Annotated in this window: 20 protein-coding genes; 10 read left to right on the top strand and 10 right to left on the bottom strand. The window is 64.6% G+C overall.

The features are described 5' to 3' along the window. Window positions 1-56: 56 nt before the first annotated feature. Window positions 57-806, bottom strand: coding sequence for a hypothetical protein (locus KJP29_RS03695; protein WP_218462206.1), 750 nt, complete (start codon window positions 804-806; stop codon window positions 57-59). A gap of 98 nt (window positions 807-904) precedes the next feature. Here KJP29_RS03695 and KJP29_RS03690 point away from each other — a divergent pair, with 98 nt between their 5' ends. After that, the gene (locus KJP29_RS03690) at window positions 905-2,275 is read left to right on the top strand and encodes a cytochrome P450 (protein ID WP_218462205.1); all 1,371 of its coding nucleotides are present in this window, start codon (window positions 905-907) and stop codon (window positions 2,273-2,275) included. Here KJP29_RS03690 and KJP29_RS03685 read toward each other — a convergent pair. Beyond that, window positions 2,272-2,688, bottom strand: a complete 417-nt coding sequence (locus tag KJP29_RS03685) for a helix-turn-helix domain-containing protein (protein ID WP_218462204.1) — start codon at window positions 2,686-2,688, stop codon at window positions 2,272-2,274. The two genes, KJP29_RS03690 and KJP29_RS03685, sit on opposite strands and share 4 nt — an antisense overlap. Window positions 2,689-2,754: 66 nt before the next feature. Here KJP29_RS03685 and KJP29_RS03680 point away from each other — a divergent pair, with 66 nt between their 5' ends. Next, entirely contained in the window at window positions 2,755-3,705 is a 951-nt protein-coding gene (locus KJP29_RS03680; protein ID WP_218462203.1) for a cation diffusion facilitator family transporter, read from the top strand. On the opposite strand, the gene KJP29_RS03675 is transcribed toward KJP29_RS03680, so the two are convergent. From KJP29_RS03675 to KJP29_RS03660, 4 genes are all read right to left on the bottom strand, one after another. Further along, on the bottom strand, window positions 3,702-4,391 hold the full coding sequence (locus KJP29_RS03675) for a YafY family protein (RefSeq protein ID WP_218462202.1): 690 nt from the start codon (window positions 4,389-4,391) through the stop codon (window positions 3,702-3,704). The genes KJP29_RS03680 and KJP29_RS03675 overlap by 4 nt on opposite strands. Next, window positions 4,391-4,753, bottom strand: a complete 363-nt coding sequence (locus KJP29_RS03670) for a VOC family protein (protein WP_218462201.1) — start codon at window positions 4,751-4,753, stop codon at window positions 4,391-4,393. Before KJP29_RS03670 ends, KJP29_RS03675 begins: the two co-directional genes overlap by 1 nt. 61 nt (window positions 4,754-4,814) lie before the next feature. Next, entirely contained in the window at window positions 4,815-5,579 is a 765-nt protein-coding gene (locus tag KJP29_RS03665; RefSeq protein WP_218462200.1) for a hydroxypyruvate isomerase family protein, read from the bottom strand. 106 nt (window positions 5,580-5,685) lie between these two features. Next, window positions 5,686-6,321 (bottom strand): OmpA family protein, encoded by a 636-nt coding sequence (locus tag KJP29_RS03660; RefSeq protein ID WP_218462199.1) that lies wholly within the window; start codon window positions 6,319-6,321, stop codon window positions 5,686-5,688. A gap of 178 nt (window positions 6,322-6,499) precedes the next feature. Between KJP29_RS03660 and KJP29_RS03655 the strand changes: the two genes are divergently transcribed. Then, entirely contained in the window at window positions 6,500-6,994 is a 495-nt protein-coding gene (locus KJP29_RS03655) for an isochorismatase family protein (protein WP_218462198.1), read from the top strand. A gap of 4 nt (window positions 6,995-6,998) precedes the next feature. On the opposite strand, the gene KJP29_RS03650 is transcribed toward KJP29_RS03655, so the two are convergent. Next, window positions 6,999-7,817 carry a sulfotransferase family protein gene (locus tag KJP29_RS03650; RefSeq protein ID WP_218462197.1) on the bottom strand — a complete coding sequence of 273 codons (819 nt, stop codon included), beginning with the start codon at window positions 7,815-7,817 and terminating at the stop codon, window positions 6,999-7,001. A gap of 141 nt (window positions 7,818-7,958) precedes the next feature. Here KJP29_RS03650 and KJP29_RS03645 point away from each other — a divergent pair, with 141 nt between their 5' ends. The 5 genes from KJP29_RS03645 to polA all read left to right on the top strand — a co-directional run bounded on the left by KJP29_RS03645 (window position 7,959) and on the right by polA (window position 13,709). Beyond that, window positions 7,959-9,536, top strand: coding sequence for a DUF5928 domain-containing protein (locus tag KJP29_RS03645; RefSeq protein WP_218462196.1), 1,578 nt, complete (start codon window positions 7,959-7,961; stop codon window positions 9,534-9,536). A gap of 16 nt (window positions 9,537-9,552) precedes the next feature. Further along, the gene (locus tag KJP29_RS03640) at window positions 9,553-9,930 is read left to right on the top strand and encodes an HIT domain-containing protein (RefSeq protein WP_218462195.1); all 378 of its coding nucleotides are present in this window, start codon (window positions 9,553-9,555) and stop codon (window positions 9,928-9,930) included. A gap of 75 nt (window positions 9,931-10,005) precedes the next feature. Next, window positions 10,006-10,197 carry a zinc-finger domain-containing protein gene (locus tag KJP29_RS03635; RefSeq protein ID WP_218462194.1) on the top strand — a complete coding sequence of 64 codons (192 nt, stop codon included), beginning with the start codon at window positions 10,006-10,008 and terminating at the stop codon, window positions 10,195-10,197. A gap of 2 nt (window positions 10,198-10,199) precedes the next feature. Then, entirely contained in the window at window positions 10,200-10,868 is a 669-nt protein-coding gene (locus KJP29_RS03630) for a DUF2459 domain-containing protein (RefSeq protein WP_218462193.1), read from the top strand. Between the two features lie 45 nt (window positions 10,869-10,913). Beyond that, window positions 10,914-13,709 (top strand): DNA polymerase I, encoded by a 2,796-nt coding sequence (polA, locus tag KJP29_RS03625; RefSeq protein ID WP_218462192.1) that lies wholly within the window; start codon window positions 10,914-10,916, stop codon window positions 13,707-13,709. Here polA and KJP29_RS03620 read toward each other — a convergent pair. After that, window positions 13,706-14,026, bottom strand: a complete 321-nt coding sequence (locus KJP29_RS03620) for a helix-turn-helix transcriptional regulator (RefSeq protein ID WP_218462191.1) — start codon at window positions 14,024-14,026, stop codon at window positions 13,706-13,708. The genes polA and KJP29_RS03620 overlap by 4 nt on opposite strands. A 376-nt stretch (window positions 14,027-14,402) precedes the next feature. Between KJP29_RS03620 and deoC the strand changes: the two genes are divergently transcribed. Both deoC and KJP29_RS03610 read left to right on the top strand, forming a co-directional pair. Then, the gene (gene deoC / locus KJP29_RS03615) at window positions 14,403-15,407 is read left to right on the top strand and encodes a deoxyribose-phosphate aldolase (protein ID WP_370630804.1); all 1,005 of its coding nucleotides are present in this window, start codon (window positions 14,403-14,405) and stop codon (window positions 15,405-15,407) included. Window positions 15,408-15,417: 10 nt separating this feature from the next. Beyond that, a complete protein-coding gene (locus KJP29_RS03610; protein ID WP_218462190.1) occupies window positions 15,418-17,769 on the top strand; it encodes an aldehyde dehydrogenase family protein in 2,352 nt (783 codons plus the stop codon). Window positions 17,770-18,059: 290 nt separating this feature from the next. Here KJP29_RS03610 and KJP29_RS03605 read toward each other — a convergent pair whose 3' ends face one another. Beyond that, complete coding sequence (locus KJP29_RS03605) at window positions 18,060-19,049, bottom strand: adenosine kinase (protein WP_218462189.1); 990 nt, start codon at window positions 19,047-19,049, stop codon at window positions 18,060-18,062. Next, the gene (gene nth, locus KJP29_RS03600; RefSeq protein WP_218462188.1) at window positions 19,046-19,690 is read right to left on the bottom strand and encodes an endonuclease III; all 645 of its coding nucleotides are present in this window, start codon (window positions 19,688-19,690) and stop codon (window positions 19,046-19,048) included. The genes KJP29_RS03605 and nth overlap by 4 nt, the downstream gene beginning before the upstream one ends. Window positions 19,691-19,832: the final 142 nt, after the last annotated feature.

Raw genomic sequence — 19,832 nt, 5'->3', positions numbered from 1 at the left:
CGGGTGCGCCATCGTCAGGTGTCGGGGGTGCGGGGGCGGAGCCCCCCCGCAAGGCCTCAGGACGAGCTTTCGACCACCATGCCTTCGGTCGTCGTGGTCTCCACCGTCGCCCCCGGAGGCGTATCGGCCTTGACCCCGGTAGAGGTGCCGCCGACCTCGGTGCCGCCTTCAAGCTCGCCGTCCTTCACCCGCGCGAACTGCGGCGGGATCGTTCCGGCGGTCGGTGCAGGCCGACCGGCCGAGGTCGTCGCCGGGTCCATGAGAGACGCGTCGCCGAACCAGTCGGGGTTCTCGAGCATCCACTGATGCACCCGCTTGGCCAAGGCCCGGGCGAGCGACAGCATCTGTTCGTCCGCGGTCTTGGTCAGGCCGGTCCCGATAAGCTGCTCGATCGACAGCTCTTCGGACACGGTGAAGATCTCGGGGTCCTCGTTGATCTTGGTGCCCTTCTCGTCGTCCCAGACCGTGACCGAGGCCACGAGGACGGACTTCGGCGTGAAGACCAGCGGGATGCCGACCATGGCCAGCGCATAGCCGTCGACCTTGGTCGCGATGTGGAAATACTTGTCGCCGTCATAGCGCCCGAAGCGTTCGGTCATGGCGAAGTTGATCGCCTCTTCCCAGGCCTCGTCGGTCGCTTCGCGCGAGAAGGGGCCGATCTGTGGCTCTTCCACGACGGTCACCGCATGGCCCAGCAGAAAACGGCCCATCGGCTCGGGCACGTCCCCGAGATCGTCGGTCGTCGCACAGGCGGTCAGGGCGAGGCCGGCGGCGGCGAGGGCGGCGAAACGGGTGAAACGGGGCATGGTGTCTCCTCTCAGGTCCCCTTGGCCTTACCCTTTGGGGGGCATGGGGGCAATGCACGGCCTTGTGGGCGCGCAAAATCAACGGCAGTCTTTTGCCTATGGTGTCGCAGAAGCCCCACAATGTCACGGCGCGGGAGCGCCTGCCGGTCGCGGTGCCTATCGCGTCCAAGCCCAGGGGATTCGTCAAGGGCGTGATGGCGATGCAGCGCAACGCGCTCTTCGTGCTGCCCCGGATCGCCTTCACCCAGCCCATCGTCTCGGGCAAGGTCGTGCGGCGCTTTCACATGGTCATGGACCCCGAGAGCCTGAAGCGCGTGCTGAAGGACAAGGCCGCCGACTACCCGAAGTCCGAGGAAAGCCAGGCGATGCTCCGGCCCGCGCTAGGGAACGGGCTCTTCCTTGCCGAAGGGGCGCACTGGCGCTGGCAGCGGCGGGCGGCCATGCCGGTCTTCGCGCCCCGCAACCTGACAGCACTGACCCCGGTCATGACCGAAGCGGCCGAAGCGGCGGCCGGTCGGCTGGTGGGGCGGCGGGGCCCGGTAGACCTCTATCAGGAGATGCTGCGCACCGCCTTCGAGGTGATCGCGGCCGTGTCGATGTCGGCGGACACCGCGATTCCCCGCGACATCGCGCATCGCGCCATAGACCGTTACCTCGCCACGGCGGGACGCGCCTCGGTGCTCGACATCCTTCAGGTGCCCAACGTCGTGCCCCGGCCCACCCGGATTCTGGGCGCCGCGTTGGTCGCGGACCTGAAACGCGCCGCCGACCGTGCGATCGAGGCGCGGCGGGCTGCTGTTCGAGAAGAACCAAAGCCATTGCTCGACCTGCTCATCGAGGCCTCGGACCCTGAAACGGGGCGTGAAATGACGAACGAGGAACTGCGCGACAACCTCCTGAGCTTTCTCGTCGCGGGGCACGAGACCACGGCACTGGCGCTGTCGTGGTCGCTCTATCTCTGTGCCTTCGACGAAAGCGTGCAGGACCGGGCAAGGGAGGAAGCCCGCGCCGTGCTCGGGACCCGGGCGGCCGAGGCCGAGGACGTGCCGAAACTGGGCTATGTCCGCCAGATCATCGAAGAAGCGATGCGGCTCTATCCACCTGCCGCCATGGTCTCGCGCACAGCGACCGCGCCCGACATGCTTCGGGACCGCGAGATCAGGGCCGGCGATCTTGTGCTGCTCCCGTTCTACGCGCTCCATCGCAACACCTGCGTCTGGGACCGGCCCGATGCCTTCGATCCCGACCGTTTCGCAGGCGACGTGGACCGCTATGCCTATCTGCCCTTCGGAGCGGGCCCGCGCGTCTGCCTTGGCATGGGTTTCGCCATGCAGGAAGCGGTGATCGTGCTCGCCACCCTCCTCGCCCGTTACCGGTTCCGGGCCGTTCCGGGCAAGGAGCCGGACCCGGTCATGATCCTGTCGCTGCGACCAGACGGCGGCGTCTGGCTCGAGGTCGAGCCGCTCTAGCGCTCCTGTCCGTGATCATGGGCGCAAAGGTCATGATCGCCGAAAGCATGCAGCACGGAACAATCATGGCTGTCCTGCCCGTCGCAGGTGGCGACGATGCGCTGAAGTTCTGCCTCCAGCCGCCGGAGCCGGTTCATCCGCGCACGAATGGCCGCAAGGTGGGTATGGGCAATGGCATGGGTGGCGGCGTGGTCGTCAGGGTCGAGCGACAGCAGCGCGCGAATGTCGTCGAGCGGCAGGCCAAGGTCGCGGGCATGGCGGATGAACGCCAGCCGGTCGAGCCCGGCGGGGGAATAGCGGCGCTGGTTGCCTTCGGTCCGCTCGTCGGCCGCGATCAGGCCGATTTGTTCGTAATAGCGGATCGTCGGCACCTTGACCCCGGTGCGCCGCGACAGATCGCCAATGGAGAACATGGAAAAATACCTCTTGAACCTCTAGTCACTAGAGGAATTACATAGGGTGGGCAAAAGGAGAAGACCATGCCCGATCATACCCACGCTCATGCCCACGACCACCATGCAAAACACGGCCATGGGCATCATCACATGGACCCTGATGCCGGCGACCGCGCGGTGGCCGCAGCGGTGGGGGTCAACGTGCTGCTCACCGTGGCTGAGATCGTGGGCGGCATCCTCTCCGGCTCGGTCGCGCTCATCGCAGATGCGGTTCACAACCTGTCAGATGCGGCGAGCCTCGCCATCGCGTGGTTCGCGCGGCGGATCGGGCGATGGCCGACCGATGCGGCAATGACCTTCGGCTACAAGCGCGCCGAACTGGTCGCCGCGCTGATCAACCTGACCACTCTCGTCGTGATCGGTCTCTACCTCATTTACGAAGCGGTCGACCGCCTCCTGAATCCGACCGAGATCGCCGGCTGGCTCATGATCATCGTGTCGGTCTTCGCGCTTGTCGTTGATCTGGTCACGGCGCTCCTCACCTATCGGCTGTCGAAGGAAAGCGTGAACATTCGCGCGGCTTTCCTGCACAATGTGGCCGATGCGCTTGGGTCGATCGCGGTGATCGTCACGGGGGTGCTCATCCTCAACTTCGGCTGGCTCTGGGCCGACCCGGTGGCGACCTTCCTGATTGCCGGATACATCCTTTGGATGGCGTTCGGGGAAATGCGCGGCGTGATCCGGATGCTGATGCTCGGCACCCCGCCCGGAATCGACCCGGAGGCCGTGATCGCGGCGATGGAGGCGGAGCGCGGCGTCACCGGCGTCCACCATTTCCATGTCTGGCAGATCACGGAAAACGTCACCTCGGTCGAGGCGCATCTGGTGACGGAGGCCGGGGACCTTGCTGGCGTCGCCGCCGTGAAGTCGCGGGTCCGCGACATGCTCGGAAAACAGTTCGGCATCGGGCATGTGACGCTGGACACCGAAACTACCGGCGATACCTGCTCGACGCCCGCCCGGATCGGAAGCTAGCGCGGCATCTGCCGCCCGTAGTGCTCGTAATAGGCGGCGAGCGTCTTGTCGCGCTCGTCGCGAAACGTCTCGCCCAAGCGAACCGCATCCATCCGGTCGACGCGGAAGTTCCGGAACGCGTCCCGCCTCTCGCACCAGGCCGTCAGGGTCCAGGTCCGGCCCCAGAAAAACAGGCCCAAGGGCCGGACAAGCCGCACGCTCGCCTGTCCCTTTTCGTCGACATAGTCGAAATGCACCCGGGTTCGCCGGTCGGCGGCGCCTTCGAGCAGGTCGAGCCTGGCGCGGTCCACCGGGTCCGTCCCGGTGAAGTCGACCGAGTGAATGCGGACGTTGTCGATCCGGCTGCGCAGGGCGTCAGGCAGCACCGCCTCGATCTTGGACAGGGCCTCATCCGCCGCCCGCGCCATGTCGAGCCCGCCCCATGTTCGCGCCATCCGCGCCCCCGCCACGAGCGCCACGATTTCTTCGCGGGTGAACATGAGCGGCGGCAGGTCGTAACCCGCGCGCATCACGTAGCCCACGCCCGCCTCGCCTTCGATGGGCACGCCGGAGCCGATGAGGTCGGCCACGTCGCGGTAGATCGTCCGTTCGCTGACCTCCAGTTTTTCGGCAAGGTCACGGGCCCGGGTGAGCCGACCGCCGCGCAGATACTGAACGATCTGGAAGAGGCGGTCGGCGCGTCGCATCAGGCTGCGGCGGGCTGGAAGAGCCCGATCTGGTTCCCGTCGATATCGAGCGCCATGAGGAAGCGGCCCGCCGGGATTTCCACCACCTCGCCGATCACGTCACCGCCCTCGGCACGGACCCGGTCGCCCGCCTGTTCTGCGGTGCCGGTGACGGCGAAATGAATGATGTTGCCGCGCTTGCCGGCGTCGTCGCTCTGGAACAGGTTCGCGCCGACGCCGTCGCCCATGCCGTTCAGCACGGCGAAAGGGGCGCTGCTGTCAATTTCGGTCTTGTAGCCGAAAACGGAATCATAGAAGCGGATCGAGGCGTCGAGGTCTTTTGCGGGGATTTCCGCCCAGACGACAATGGGTTGGCTGGTCATGTCTCATCTCCTTGGTTGGTTGATGAGACCTTCATACCACCCCCCAACTGACAGCATTCTGTCAGGAGCTTTCGACCATGTCGATCCAGCCGAGCCCATGGCGGGTGTCGCCATCGGGGTGGTACTCGCCCGACACCCAGCCCTTGTAACTCTCCGCGTCGAGACGGGCGAAGTAGGCGGGATAGTCGATGTCGCCCTTCGTGGGTTCATGCCGGCCCGGAACGCCGCCCACCTGAATGTGCACGGCGCGCTTGCCGTGCTTGTCCCAGACCGCCATGCCGTCCCCGGTAATCATCTGGGCGTGATACATGTCGAACTGGAGACCCAGGTTCTTCGCGCCCACCTCGTCCAGGATGTCGGCAGCCTGATCGAAGTCGTTGAGGAAGTAGCCGGGCATGTCCACCGCGTTCAGCGGTTCGATGGTGAGGCTTTGTTTCGGCGCTTCTTTCGCGGCCCAGCGCAGGTTCTCGACATAGGTCTGCCGCGCGACGAGGCCCTGCGCCTTGCCGGCCATGATGTGAAGATGGGTCGCGCCCAGCGCCTCGGCATAGCGCAGCGCACGTTTGAAATCATGGCGGAACCGCTCGGTGAGCCCCGGCACTGCGGCAAAGCCGCGCTCGCCCCCGGCCCAGTTGGGCGGCGGGCAGTTGATGAGCACCATCTTGAGGCCTGCCATGGACAGCCGCCGGGTCATGTCGCCCACCGGATCGTCATAGGGAAACAGCACTTCGACCCCCTTGAAGCCGAAATCAGAGGCGGCCTGAAACCGGTCGAGGAAGGGAAGCTCGCGGAAAAGGAGCGTGAGATTGGCGGCAAAGCGGGGCATCGGTTCTCCTGTCTCGGGCGAAATGAGTAGCGAGACACTGGCATGCGCGCAAAGAAAAACCGGGCACGCAGCGCGCGCCCGGTTCGGGGTTCAGTCAGGACCGGCCTCAGCGCGGGTAGATGTTGATCTCGACCCGGCGGTTCTGGGCCCGGCCTTCGAGCGTGGCGTTCGAGGCGATGGGCTGGTTTTCCCCCTGCCCCACAGCCTGAAGACGGGCCGATCCAACGCCGTTCGCAGAGAGCACCGAGAGAACAGAATTGGCCCGCTGCTGCGACAGTTGCAGGTTATAGGCGTCCGAACCGGTGGAATCGGTATGGCCGACGACCTGCACGGTACTTTCGGGGTATTTGCGCAGGTGCTGGGCAAGCACCTCGAGCTGGCCGTAAAGGCCCGGGCTCACCGTCGCGCTGTCGGTCGCGAAGAGGATCGACTCGGGCATGATGACCTTGAGGTAGTTGCCCGTGTTGATGACCTGGATGCGCGAATCGCCGAAGTCGTTGCGCAACTCGCCCGCCTGTTTGTCGAGCTGGTTGCCGATCAACCCGCCGACGATGGCACCACCGACGGCCCCGGCCGCAGCGGTGGCCACCCGGTTGCCGGGGATCGCCGCGCCAAGCGCACCGCCCACGGCGGCCCCGGCGGCGAGGCCCACGCCTTCGCGCTGGCCCACAGTCTCGCAGGCGGAGAGCAAGAGAAGGCCCGCGAGCGGCAGGACGAACAGGGGTTTCAAGGTCAGGGTCATGGTCTTCATCCTTGGAATGCAGAATTTCGCGGCACAATAGGACTTTTTGCAGGCTGGGTAAGAGCCCGCAGCGCGCGGAGGCCCCGGCTTGGCGGCAATTCGCCGAACCTTGGGCGGGAAACCGATTGGCGCGGGATAACAGGGTGATAGGCTTCCCGACAACGAGCGGAGGGCGGCCATGACCAAGGCGTTGCTGGTGATCGACATGCAGGTGAGCCTGATCGAGGACGAAACCCCCGAACCGGAGCGGATCATGTCGGCGGTCTACGGGTTGGTGGACCGGGCGAGGGCGGCGGGTGTGCCGGTGGTCTGGGTCACGGATCGCGGCGTGTCGCCGGACCCTTCCATGCACGCCGCCTTCAGAGTCAAACCCGGTGAGGCGCAGATCTGGAAGACCGAGAACAGCGCTTTCGAGGGGACGACGCTGGCCGGCGAGCTTGGAGGGCGCGGGGTGGACGAGGTCGTGGTCTGCGGAATGCAGTCGGACTTCTGCGTCACCGCCACGGTCCTTGCCGCGCCGAAATACGGCTTTCCGGTCACACTGGTCTCGGATGCCCACATGACCCACGGGTTCGACGGGCGCGACTGGCAAGGGGTCGTCGACTTCGTCAACGCGGACGTGGCGACGCGCAAGGACGTCCGTGTCATGTCCGCGTCCGAAGTCGCGTTCTAAAACGTCAGGACCCGAGTTTCTTGTGCACCTCGTCGAGGTCGATGTCCCCGACGGGCATCTTGTTGGCCGGATTGAAGAAATCGTATTTGAACAGGTCGAAGTCGCGACGATAGATTTCCCACATCAGGTGCATCGACAGGTCGTCGAAATAATCCTCGACCGGATGCGCCCGTTCCGGCCCGTGCCCCGCGCTTTCGTTGAAGCGGGGGATCTTCTTCAGGTCCACCTTCTTCTTCGTCTTCACGTTGTCGAGCACCTTCTTCATTCCCGGATTGAAGTTCTCGGTCCAGAAGATGTGGTCGTAGGTGCCCCCGTTGGTGATGAAGGTCGAAACATGGCCCGACATGGCCGACCAGTGGATGTCGGGGTCCATGGGGCGGCGATGCTTGATGGTGTCGCGCGCGAACAGGAGGAAACGCCGGAAGCTCTTGATCTGGTCGAACTCGAAGCCGGTCTCGGGGTCGCCCACTTCGATCCCGTATTTCTGGATCAGAAGCGGCACGAGGTTGCCCCGGTAGCGATTTCCGTTGCGTTGGATGCCACAGATCTTGTCGAAGAAGGACGACAGGATACGCGTGTAGGGGTTGCGCACACAGGTAAAGGCATAGCTCTTGTGCGCCTTCACGTTGCGTTCGATCTTCTGCTGATTGTCTTCTTGCGCCCATTTCACGATGCCTTCGTTCGCGTCGTGAATGTCGCCGTCATAGAATTGACCATGATCCGAATAATACATGATCTGACCGATGGTGGAGCAGGCGCATTTCGGGACAACCCGATACACCATGCTTTCCGTTTCGGTCATCCAGGTGCCGGGGAACCCCATGCTGCCGTCCGCCTCTGATGTGGCCGCCTCGCACGGGCCGCGCTTGTTTAAGGGAAAAAAGCAAACAAACCCTGTAATTTCAATGCTTCGTTACGCTAAGTCTGTCAACAGTGCCCGCAGCATATCGGAACCGTCCCGTTAATGGCAAAAATCGCCTTCATTCTCCTGTGCCACAAGGACCCGAAAGCCATCATAGATCAGGCGACGCGCCTGACCGCGGCGGGGGACTACATCTCGATCCACTTCGATGCACGCTCGGCGCGGTCCGATTACGACATGATCCGGGCCGCGCTGGCCGACAATCCGAGCGTCACCTTCGCCAGCACCCGGGAGAAATGCGGCTGGGGGGAATGGTCGCTTGTCGCGGGCACGCTCCACGCGGTCGAGGCTGCGGTGGAAGCGTTTCCCCGCGCGACGCATTTCTACATGGTCTCGGGCGATTGCATGGCGATCAAGTCGGCCGAATATGCGCATGATTTTCTCGACACAGACGATGTCGACTATATCGAGAGCTTCGACTTTTTCGACAGCGACTGGATCAAGACCGGGATCAAGGAAGAACGCCTGGTCTACCGCCACTGGTTCAACGAACGCACCCAGAAGCGCCGGTTCTATGCCTCGATGCGGGCGCAGCAGGTGTTGGGGCTGAAACGCGATGTGCCCAAGGACATTCAGGTGCAGATCGGGAGCCAGTGGTGGTGCCTGCGTCGGCGCACGATCGAGTGGATCCTCGACTTCACGAAACGGCGCCGGGACGTGATGCGGTTTTTCTCGACGACCTGGATCCCGGACGAGACCTTTTTCCAGACCCTCGTGCGCCACCTCGTGCCCGCAGACCAGATCGTGACGCGCACGCTCACCTTCCTCATGTTCACCGACTACGGCATGCCGGTGACCTTCTACAACGACCACTACGATCTGCTTCTGTCACAGGACTACATCTTCGCGCGCAAGATCAGCCCGGACGCCCATGAACTGAAACGACGGCTCGGGGCGCTCTATGCGGCGGATGGGGTCGATTTCAAAATCTCGAACGAAGGCCGTAGTCTTTTCGCCTTTCTCACCGGGCGGGGCCGGATCGGACAACGCTTCGGCGAACGCTTCTGGGAAAGCGAGACGACGCTGGGGCGCGACCGCGAGTTGCTCATCGTCGTTTCCAAGAAATGGCATATCGGCAAGCGGCTGCTTCAGCGTCTGCGCGAGACGACGAACATTCCCGCCATCGACTATCTCTTCGACGAAGAGGGAACGCCCCTGCCCGACCTTGGCGGCATTCAGGCGAGCCTCGAGAAGCGCACGCGTCACCGACGCGCGCTCATGCGGATGCTCTTCGACTATTATCAGACCGACCGTCTGGCGATCGGGCTCGATCCTGCGGCGCTCGAACTGATGAAAGACTTCCACGCCGACCGCTCCAAGACCCGGCTTCTCGAGATCGAGACCGAGTTCACCGACGACTGGATCCTCGGCCATGCGATGCGCGTGGGGCTTGCCGGCGAGCGCACGCCGCAGGAAGCCATCGACCGACTGATCCCGACGATCCGTCAGGATTTCTACTACGAAAGCGACCGCATCCGGGACGCGAGCTTCGACGAGATGTACATCATGCGCGAAAACGCGAGCGTCGAGGAAAATGCCGAAGCCCTTGCCAAGTTCCTGTCGATCCCGGAAGAAAGGGCGCTAGAAATTGCCGGGACCAAGGACTTCTTCGGCGACTGAACCCGGGAAAGAGAACATGGCCTATCAATACGACACCCAGAACATCTTCGCGAAGATCTTGCGCGGCGAGATTCCGAACAAGACGGTGATCGAGACCGAGCACACGCTCGCCTTCGAGGACATCGCCCCGCAGGCCCCCGTGCATGTCCTCGTGATCCCCAAGGGCCCCTACCAGACCTGGGACCATTTCGCCGCCGAGGCGAGCGAAGCCGAGATCGTCGACTACACGCGCACCATTCAAGCGGTCGTAAACCAGTTCGATCTGGCGCCGGGCGACGACCGTGAGGGGTATCGGCTGATCGTGAACGCCGGCGAAGCCGGCATTCAGGAAGTGCCGCATCTGCATACCCATATCCTGTCAGGCCGGGTTCTCGGCCGGATGCTCCGGGACTGATACGCGCGGGTCCGACCCGCTTGATCCCGAAAGGCCCCCGGTGCTATCGGGGAACAAAACCAGACGAGGCCGCTCATGACGACGCAAGTTCCCGAAACCAAGGTTGTGGACACGAAGAAGGTCGCCTGTGACGGCGGCGGTCCGGCCACCGGCCATCCGCGAGTCTGGCTGACCATTCCCGAGGACACGGGTTTCGTCGAGTGTGGCTATTGCGACGCGCGCTACGTCCACAAGGACTTCGCCGGGGAGCAACCGGGCAAGGCGTGACGATGCGCTGGCTCCGGGCCCTCTGGGTGCTGCCGGGGCTCTTCGCGCTCTATGCGTTTCTTGCGACGGTGCTCGCCGTCACACCGGGGCGCGTGGTGCAGGTGGACGGGACCGGATCGGTCGAGATCCGCTTGGTCCGCAGCCCGATCCACTATGATTTCCTCCTTCCGCTGAACGACACGACCCGGACCGCCTTCGGCTTCGTGACCGAAGACGGCGTGCCGCTCGATCATCCGGCGGCCACCTGGCTCCTCGTCGGATGGGGGGCGCGGGATTTCTACACTGTAACCGGCGACTACGGCGACGTGTCGCTGCGCGCGACCGTGAAGGGCGCTCTGGGAGATGCGTCGGTCCTGCGCTTCGACGCCTGGGGACCATTGCCGGACAGCTTCGAGACCCGCTCCCTCACCATGAGCGAGGGCCAGTTCGAAGCGCTGATCGCCGCCATTAGGGCCGATCTCCTGCGCCCCGACGCGCCCATCCCGGTGCCGACTGCGGGCCTGAGCGAGACCGACGCCTTCTATCAGGCGGTCGATCGGTTTCACCTGTTCCGCACCTGCAATACCTGGATTTCCCGCAAGCTGCGCATGGCAGGGATCCGGATGGGAGTCTGGACGCCGCTGCCTTGGTCGATCCGCCTGTCGTATTCGCTCTGGCAGGCCCCGGGCTGATTTGCGACAAAGACCCCTGACGCGACGCGAGCGAGGGAGATCACAATGGCATTCGGCAAGGGCTGTCACCTGCACCTGATCGACGGATCGGCCTATATCTTCCGCGCCTACCACGCGTTGCCGCCGCTCACACGGAAATCGGACGGGCTGCCTATCGGGGCGGTGAGCGGGTTTTGCAACATGATCCAGCGCTATGTGGAAGACAACGCCGGGCCCGATGCCCCCACCCATGTGGCGGTCGTCTTCGACAAGGGCTCGCACACCTTCCGTAACGACATGTATGACCTCTACAAGGCCAACCGGGACGAAATGCCCGAGGACCTGCGTCCGCAGATCCCCCTGACGCGCGAGGCGACCATCGCTTTCAACATCGCCTGCAAGGAGATCGAAGGCTGGGAAGCCGACGACATCATCGCGACCCTCGCCTGTCAGGCCCGCGACGCCGGCGGGCGGGTCACGATCTTGTCGTCGGACAAGGACCTGATGCAGCTGGTGGGTGACGGCGTCGAAATGCTCGACCCGATGAAGAACAAGCGCATCGACCGCGATGGCGTGATCGAGAAATTCGGCGTGGGCCCGGAACGTGTCGTCGACGTGCAGGCGCTCGCCGGGGACAGCGTGGACAACGTCCCCGGCGCGCCGGGGATAGGGATCAAGACGGCGGCGCTCTTGATCAACGAATTCGGGTCGCTCGAGGAGCTGCTAGACCGGGCAGGAGAGATAAAGCAGCCGAAACGGCGCGAGACCCTGATCGAGAAACGCGCGCAGATCGAGCTGTCGAAAAAGCTGGTCGCTTTGGACTGCGAGACGCCGCTTGATTTCACATTGGACGATCTGGAGGTCCGCGATCCGGAGCCTGATGTGCTCATGGCGTTTCTGGCCAAGATGGAGTTCCGCACGCTCACCAAGCGGATCGCCGAAAAGCTCGGGGTCGAAAACCCGGTGATCGAGGCGGTCGCGCTCGTGGCCGAGGACGTGACCGCGCCCGAGATGCCGGCCATGGACGTGGAGGCCTATGAATGGGTCCGCGACATGGACGCCCTGCACCGCTGGATCGCCACGATCCGCGATCAGGGCTTCGTCGCCGTCGATACCGAAACCACCTCGCTCGACGAAATGCAGGCCGATCTGGTGGGCATTTCCCTCTCTACGGCGCCGGGCGTCGCCTGCTATATCCCCGTGGGCCACAAGGAAGGTGCGGCGGCGGACCTTTTCGGCTCGGACAAGCTGGCGGAAGGACAACTGCCCCTAGAGGACGTGCTCTCCGCCTTGAGGGCAGTGCTGGAAGCCCCCGAAGTCCTCAAGGTCTTCCAGAACGCGAAATACGACGTGAAGATCTTCGAACGCTACCGGGTGACGGTCGCGCCCGTGGACGACACGATGCTCATGTCCTACGCGATGTTCTCGGGCCTCCACAACCACGGCATGGACGAGCTGTCCGAGCGCTATTTGGGCCACGCGCCGATCTCGATCAAGACGCTCCTCGGCACCGGGAAGAACGCGATCACCTTCGACCGGGTCAAGATCGAGGACGCGGTGCGCTATGCCGCCGAGGATGCGGATGTGACGCTGCGCCTTTGGCAGGTGCTCAAACCGCGGCTCCATCAGGAACGGGTGACGACGGTCTACGAGACGCTGGAACGCCCGCTCGTGCCAGTGCTCAAGCAGATGGAAATGCACGGCGTGCAGGTCGACCGCGAGACCCTGTCGCGCATGTCCAATGCCTTTGCCCAGAAGATGGCGGGGCTGGAGGCCGAGATCCACGAACTTGCGGGCGGGCCGTTCAACGTGGGTTCTCCCAAGCAACTCGGCGAGATCCTCTTCGACCGGATGGAACTCCCCGGCGGCAAGAAGGGCAAAACCGGGGCCTATGCCACGGGGGCGGATGTGCTCGAGGACCTCGCGACGGAGCACGAATTGCCCGGCCGGGTGCTCGACTGGCGGCAGCTGTCGAAGCTGAAGTCGACCTACACCGATGCGCTCCAGACCCATATCAACCCCGAGACGGGGCGGGTTCATACGAGCTATCTTCAGACCGGGGCGGCGACGGGGCGGCTCGCCTCGACCGACCCCAACCTTCAGAACATTCCCGTGCGCACCGAGGAAGGCCGTCGCATCCGCGAAGCCTTTGTCGCGCCCGAGGGCAAGGTTCTGCTGTCGCTCGACTATTCCCAGATCGAATTGCGGATATTGGCGCATGTGGCCGGGATCGAGAGCATGAAGCAGGCCTTCCGTGACGGCGAGGACATCCACGCCGCGACCGCGTCGGAGATGTTCGACGTGCCGCTCGACCAGATGACGCCCGAGGTGCGGCGGCAGGCCAAGGCGATCAACTTCGGTGTGATCTACGGGATCTCGGGCTTCGGGCTGGCCCGCAACCTGCGCATTCCGCGCGGAGATGCGCAGGGCTTCATCGACCGGTATTTCGAGAAGTATCCGGGGATCAAGGAATACATGGACGACACCGTGGCGTTCGCCAAGGAGCACGGCCATGTCGCGACGCTTTTCGGTCGCAAGATCCACACGCCCGAGATCAACGCGCGCGGGCCCCATGCGGGTTTTGCGAAACGGGCCGCGATCAACGCGCCGATCCAGGGGACGGCGGCGGACATCATCCGGCGCGCGATGATCCGGATGCCGGCGGCGATTTCGGGGCTTCCCGTGAAGATGCTGCTACAGGTCCACGACGAGTTGATCTTCGAGGTCGAGGCGGAGGCGGCAGAGGCGGCGATCCCGGTGATCCGTGACGTGATGGAGGGCGCGGCGGACCCGGCAGTGAAACTGAGCGTGCCGCTGGTGGTGGACGCCGGTCGCGGATCGAACTGGGCCGAGGCGCACTAGGCCGCGCGAGGACCATTCGCCAGGCTGAGCCGCGCATCGGTCGCCATGGAATGGGCCAGCGCGACGGTCCGGCAAAAGGTCGCGCTTTCGAGTCGATAGGCGACCTCCGCGCCGCGGCGGTGGCGCCGGATAAGCCCACAGCGCTCCATATCCCGCAGGTGGTGAATGAGCGAGGCATCGCAGAGACCGGATGCCATCTGCAGCGAGCGGTAGGTCGCGCCGACCTCGGGATCCTCGGTCAGCAGGCGAAAGATCGCCGCGCGGCGAGGATGCGCCAGGGCGCGGAAATTCATGGCAATGCGTTCGTCAATAGTCATGGGATGCCTTACGTCGTGTCGGGTTGGTGGAGCCTTCGTCAAGATCAGGGTAAGGACGCGCAATTACCCGGCAGTTAACGCCTTCCTTGACGGCGCAAGAATTTTTCCTTTCGCAGCAGTCCTCTAATGGCTCCGGGATTCTAAGATTCCAGAATTCTAGAATCCCGGAATCCTTCCCACACTAACAACGCATGCTCTTGGTCGAAGCTTACCCACCGTCGCACCCCAAGCACCCTCCGGATCCCCGAACGGGCCTCGAAAGCAACTCGCCGCAGCCATTGCCCCACCGACCGCACGTAAAAATTTGACCAAACGGAAAATATTGCAGAATCCACCCCTCCGTGCGACCTTTCCCGCAAGGATCCCGGAGAAACCCGTGCAACACGAAAAACACAAAGCCCCCGTGCAGACCGGCTCTGCGCAGCTTCCTGACGTGGTCGAACCGCGCAATCCCGGCATGGCGCTCGACATGGACTGGGTGAGGGCCGCGCAGGCCAACACCTCGGCCATCGAGCGGCGGGCGGGGACCATCGCCGCGCGCAGGTCGGTCAAGAAGGATCATCAGGCCGCCTGGCTTCTGAAGGCGATCACCATGATCGACCTGACCACCCTCGCCGGCGACGACACCGAGGAGCGTGTGCGCAGGCTCTGCGCCAAGGCGGCCCATCCGGTGCGCGCGGATCTGCTCGCCGCGCTGGGTATGCAAGGGATCACGACGGGCGCGGTCTGCGTCTATCACGACATGGTCGGGGCGGCGGTGCGCTACCTTGAAGGAACCAGTATCCCCGTCGCCGCCGTCTCCACCGGCTTCCCCGCGGGGCTGTCGCCTTTCCACCTCCGGGTGGCCGAGATCGGCGAAAGCGTCCGGGCCGGCGCCCGGGAGATCGACATTGTGATCTCGCGCCGCCATGTCCTCACGGGCGACTGGCAGGCGCTCTACGACGAGATGAAGACCTTCCGCGAAGCCTGCGGCGACGCCCATGTGAAAGCGATCCTCGCGACGGGCGAGCTTGGCACGCTGCGCAACGTCGCGCGGGCGAGCCTCGTCTGCATGATGGCGGGGGCGGATTTCATCAAGACGTCGACCGGCAAGGAAAGCGTCAACGCGACGCTCCCCGTGAGCCTCGTCATGATGCGGGCGATCCGGGAGTATCATGACCGCACCGGCATCAAGGTCGGCTACAAACCGGCGGGCGGGATTTCCAAGGCGAAGGACGCGCTCACCTATCTCGCGTTGGTGAAAGAGGAACTGGGCGACGACTGGCTCGACAATCACCTCTTCCGCTTCGGCGCCTCGTCGCTTCTGGGCGACATCGAACGGCAGCTCGAACACCATGTGACCGGCCACTACTCGGCGGGCTACCGCCACGCAATGTCCTGAGGGGACCGATATGACCATCAAGGAAATCTTCGAGACGATGGACTACGGACATGCGCCCGAAAGCGCGGGCGAGGCGATGGCCTGGCTCGACGCCCACGACCGCGCCTTCGGTCTTTTCATCGGCGGGGCGTGGACGAAGCCGGGGGAGACCTTCGCCAGCCGCAATCCGGCGACAGGCGAGGACCTCGCGCAGATCACGCAGGCGACCGAGGCCGACGTGGACGCCGCCGTGAGGGCCGCGCGCAAGGCGCAGGGACCCTGGGCCAGGACCTCGGGACACCAGAGGGCCAGGGTGCTCTACGCGTTGGCGCGACTCGTCCAGAAACACGCTCGGCTCTTCGCCGTGCTGGAAACGCTCGACAACGGCAAGCCGATCCGCGAAAGCCGCGACGCCGACATCCCTCTGGTCGCGCGGCATTTCTACTATCATGCCGGGATGGCGCAGCTCTCCGACACCGAGATGGCAGACCGCGAGCCGCTGGGCGTCGCGGGTCAGATCATCCCATGGAACTTCCCGCTCCTCATGCTCGCCTGGAAAATCGCCCCGGCCATCGCGATGGGCAATACGGTGGTCCTGAAACCCGCCGAATATACTTCGCTCACGGCGCTTCTCTTCGCCGAAATCTGCGAAGAGGCCGGCGTTCCTGCCGGTGTGGTTAACATTGTCACCGGTGACGGGCGCACGGGGGCGGCGATCACGGCGCATGAGGGCATCGACAAGATCGCCTTCACCGGCTCGACCGACGTGGGCCGCATCATCCGCAAGGCCACCGCCGGGTCCGGCAAGTCGCTCACGCTCGAGCTGGGCGGCAAGTCGCCCTACATCGTCTTCGACGACGCCGACCTCGACTCGGCGGTCGAGGGGCTGGTGGACGCGATCTGGTTCAACCAAGGGCAAGTCTGCTGCGCAGGATCGCGGCTACTGGTCCATGAACCCGTCGCCACGCGCTTCTATGCCAAGCTGAAGGCCCGGATGGACAAGCTCGTCGTCGGCGACCCAATGGACAAGAGTGTGGACGTCGGCGCGCTGGTCGATCCGGTGCAGTTGCAAACGGTCACGGACATGGTCCGGGAGGGCGGCCACGAAGGCAATGTCTATCAGCCCGTCTGTGACCTGCCCGCCGTGGGAAGCTGGTATCCGCCGACGCTCATCACCGGCATGTCACCGGCCGCGCGGCTCATGCAGGAGGAGATCTTCGGACCCGTTCTGGTCGCCACGACCTTCCGCACGCCGGGAGAGGCCGTCGAGATCGCGAACAACACGCGCTACGGGCTTGCCGCGACGCTCTGGACCGAGAACGTGAACCTTGCGCTCGACGTCGCACCCAAGCTGGTCGCGGGCGTGGTCTGGGTCAACGGCACCAATATGTTCGACGCCGCGGCGGGATTCGGCGGGGTGCGCGAGAGCGGCTTCGGGCGGGAGGGCGGCTGGGAGGGGCTTCTGGCCTACACCAAGCCCAAGACGAAGATGACGGCTCTGAAACCCGTGGCGAAGGTCCCCGCCCCGAAGGGCGTCAGGGTCGATGCGCTGGACCGGACCGCGAAACTCTACATCGGCGGCAAGCAGGCGCGGCCCGATGGCGGCTATTCGGAGCCGGTCTGGTCGAAATCCGGCACGCTTCTGGGCCATGCGGGCAAGGCGAACCGGAAAGATGTGCGCAATGCCGTGGAAGCGGCGACGGGCGCCTCCGGTTGGTCCAAGGCTACCGCGCATCTGAGGGCGCAGGTCCTTTACTACATCGGTGAGAACCTCTCCGCCCGGGCGGGGGAGTTCGCCGCGCGGATCGACGGGCTCACGGGTGGCAGAACCGGGGCGAAAGAGGTCGACGCCTCGATCGAGCGGATTTTCACCTATGCCGCCTGGTGCGACAAGTTCGACGGGGCGGCCAAACCCGTGCCGATGCGCGGCGTGGCGCTCGCCATGAACGAGCCCGTGGGCGTGATCGGGGCCTTCTGTCCGGACGAGTTGCCCCTCCTCGGTCTCGTGTCGCTCATGGCCCCGGCGATTGCGATGGGCAACCGGGTGGTGCTGGTGGCGTCGGAGCCCTATCCGCTGACGGCGACGGATTTCTACCAGGTGCTCGATACCTCGGATCTGCCGGGAGGTGTGGTGAATATCCTGACGGGCTCTCACGCGGAGCTTGCACCGACCTTGGCCGGGCATCTGGGGGTCGATGCGGTCTGGTCGGCTTCGGGCGCAGATATCTCGGCGCTGATCGAGGCGGAGAGTGCCGGGAACCTCAAGCGGACCTGGGTCAACCATGGCTTGACCCGCGACTGGATGGGCACCGACGGCGCGGGGAGGGAGTTCCTTGCGCAGGCGACCGAGGTGAAGACCGTCTGGGTTCCTTACGGGGAATAGGGATTTGCGCCGGGGCTTCGCCCCGTCATCCGTTGCAAGTCTTGCGCCGGGGCTTCGCCCCGTCACCTGCCTTAAGTATTGCGCCGGGGCTTCGCCCCGTCGCGCGGGGCCTCGCTTCGCTCGGCGCCGCCCGTAGCACCGTGACGCAAGATCAGGATTGGTGATGCTTGTTGCGCTGTGGGACGGGGGCTGTCTGCCCCCGAGAGCGTCTTTGCTTTGCAAAGCCGCTCTTCCCCCGAAGGTATTTATGAAGCAGTGAAGATCGCAGGCCGTGCCCACCCCCACCTTGGTCAGAGCGCGATGCCGTTCTGGCGAAAGAGCGCCTTCATGTCGGCTTCCGGGCGCGGGCCGATGTGGCCGATGACCTCGCCTGCCGCGACATTGCCCATGCGGCCGCAGGTCTCAAGGTCGCGCCCCGTGGCATAGCCGTAGAGGAACCCCGCCGCGAACTGGTCGCCTGCGCCGGTGGTGTCCACGGGCATGAGCCGGTTGACCGGGACCACGGCCTCCTCGTCGCCCCGGATGAGCACGGTGTCCGAGCCCGAGCGGGTGCAGACGGCGAGACCGCATTCCGCGGCGGCCCGTTCCAAGGCGGATGACAGGTCGGTCTGGTAGAGGCTTTCCCATTCGTGTTCGTTGCCGATCACGAAGTCCATGTCGCGCACGAAGCGCCGGAAGCTGTCGCGATGCCTCTCGACGCAGAAGGGGTCGGAGAGCGACAGGCCCACCTTGCCCCCGGCCCCGTGGGTGATCTGGGCGGCGCGGTCGAAGGCGGCCTTGCCCTTGTCCTTGTCGTAGAGGTAGCCCTCGAGGAACATGACCTCGGTGTCACGGGCGGTTTCCTCGTGCACGTCATCCGAGCTGATCTCGGAAGAAATACCGAGATAGGTGTTCATCGAACGCTCACCATCGGGCGAGACGAAAATCATCGAGCGGGAGGTCGGCAGGTCGCCCTCCTTCACCGGCGCGTTCACGAAGACGGTGCCATCGTCGACCATCTCCTTGGCATAGAACCGGCCCAGCGCGTCGTCCCGGACGCGACCGATGAAGCCGGTGGAGAGCCCCAGCGCGCCAAGGCCCGCCATCGTGTTGGCGACGGAGCCGCCCGGCGCCTGCACCCGGTTCTCCATCGCGCCGTAGAGCAACTCGCCCCGGTCCTTCTCGACCAGCTGCATGATGCCCTTCTCGATCCCCATGAGGTCGAGAAAGCTGTCGTCGGCCTGCGTGATCACGTCAACGATGGCGTTGCCGATGCCGACAACCTGAAAGCGTTTGGTCAAAGGGTCTTCTCCTCGTAGGGACAGAGGTCACGGATGATGCAGGCGCCGCATTTGGGTTTACGGGCGACGCAGATGTAGCGGCCATGCAGGATGAGCCAGTGATGGGCGTGAAGCTGGTAGTCGGCGGGGACATTGTCCTCGATCGCGCGTTCCACGGCCACGACGTCCTTGCCGGGCGCGATGCCGGTGCGGTTTCCGACGCGGAAGATATGGGTGTCCACCGCCTGAGCCGGGTAGTGCCACCACATGTTGAGCACCACATTCGCCGTCTTGCGCCCGACACCGGGCAGCGATGTGAGGGCAGCGCGGGAATTGGGCACCTCGCCGCCGTAGTGGTCGACGAGGATCTGGCTCAACTTGATGACGTTCTTGGCCTTCTGCCGGAAAAGCCCGATGGTCTTGATGTGCTCGGTCAGCCCCTCTTCGCCCAGCGCGAGCATCTTTTCCGGCGTGTCGGCGATCTTGAAGAGCTCCCGCGTCGCCTTGTTCACGCCGGCGTCCGTGGCTTGCGCCGAAAGCGCGACGGCGACGACGAGCGTGTAGGCGTTGACGTGTTCGAGTTCGCCCTTCGGTTCCGCCTCGGCTTCGTGGAAGCGGCGGAAGACCTCACGGATCGTCATATAGTCCATCTGGCGTTGCATGGGCTGTTCATGCGGGGTTTCGGGACAGGGTGCAAGGTTGAACGACCCGGGTCACGGCCATGCCGACATTGCGCCTGTGCAGGGCGACGGCATTGCGCAGGAATCGGGTCGCCCGGCGGGGCCGGTCGCCGTAATCTCTGGG

Source organism: Maritimibacter sp. DP1N21-5 (assembly GCF_019218295.1).
Classification (GTDB): Bacteria; Pseudomonadota; Alphaproteobacteria; order Rhodobacterales; family Rhodobacteraceae; genus Maritimibacter.
Note: the sequence above shows the minus strand (reverse complement) of the source record. Positions and strands in the feature narration are given on the sequence as shown.

Excerpts from the sequence above, each read along its gene's own strand:
- KJP29_RS03675 (WP_218462202.1), bottom strand. The coding sequence starts at position 4,391 with ATGCGACGCGCCGACCGCCTCTTCCAGATCGTTCAGTATCTGCGCGGC.
- KJP29_RS03645 (WP_218462196.1), top strand. The coding sequence starts at position 7,959 with ATGGCAAAAATCGCCTTCATTCTCCTGTGCCACAAGGACCCGAAAGCC.
- KJP29_RS03680 (WP_218462203.1), top strand. The coding sequence starts at position 2,755 with ATGCCCGATCATACCCACGCTCATGCCCACGACCACCATGCAAAACAC.
- KJP29_RS03660 (WP_218462199.1), bottom strand. The coding sequence starts at position 6,321 with ATGACCCTGACCTTGAAACCCCTGTTCGTCCTGCCGCTCGCGGGCCTT.
- KJP29_RS03640 (WP_218462195.1), top strand. The coding sequence starts at position 9,553 with ATGGCCTATCAATACGACACCCAGAACATCTTCGCGAAGATCTTGCGC.
- KJP29_RS03610 (WP_218462190.1), top strand. The coding sequence starts at position 15,418 with ATGACCATCAAGGAAATCTTCGAGACGATGGACTACGGACATGCGCCC.
- KJP29_RS03665 (WP_218462200.1), bottom strand. The coding sequence starts at position 5,579 with ATGCCCCGCTTTGCCGCCAATCTCACGCTCCTTTTCCGCGAGCTTCCC.
- KJP29_RS03685 (WP_218462204.1), bottom strand. The coding sequence starts at position 2,688 with ATGTTCTCCATTGGCGATCTGTCGCGGCGCACCGGGGTCAAGGTGCCG.
- KJP29_RS03630 (WP_218462193.1), top strand. The coding sequence starts at position 10,200 with ATGCGCTGGCTCCGGGCCCTCTGGGTGCTGCCGGGGCTCTTCGCGCTC.
- KJP29_RS03695 (WP_218462206.1), bottom strand. The coding sequence starts at position 806 with ATGCCCCGTTTCACCCGTTTCGCCGCCCTCGCCGCCGCCGGCCTCGCC.
- KJP29_RS03655 (WP_218462198.1), top strand. The coding sequence starts at position 6,500 with ATGACCAAGGCGTTGCTGGTGATCGACATGCAGGTGAGCCTGATCGAG.
- KJP29_RS03635 (WP_218462194.1), top strand. The coding sequence starts at position 10,006 with ATGACGACGCAAGTTCCCGAAACCAAGGTTGTGGACACGAAGAAGGTC.
- nth (WP_218462188.1), bottom strand. The coding sequence starts at position 19,690 with ATGCAACGCCAGATGGACTATATGACGATCCGTGAGGTCTTCCGCCGC.
- KJP29_RS03620 (WP_218462191.1), bottom strand. The coding sequence starts at position 14,026 with ATGACTATTGACGAACGCATTGCCATGAATTTCCGCGCCCTGGCGCAT.
- KJP29_RS03670 (WP_218462201.1), bottom strand. The coding sequence starts at position 4,753 with ATGACCAGCCAACCCATTGTCGTCTGGGCGGAAATCCCCGCAAAAGAC.
- KJP29_RS03690 (WP_218462205.1), top strand. The coding sequence starts at position 905 with ATGGTGTCGCAGAAGCCCCACAATGTCACGGCGCGGGAGCGCCTGCCG.
- polA (WP_218462192.1), top strand. The coding sequence starts at position 10,914 with ATGGCATTCGGCAAGGGCTGTCACCTGCACCTGATCGACGGATCGGCC.
- KJP29_RS03650 (WP_218462197.1), bottom strand. The coding sequence starts at position 7,817 with ATGGGGTTCCCCGGCACCTGGATGACCGAAACGGAAAGCATGGTGTAT.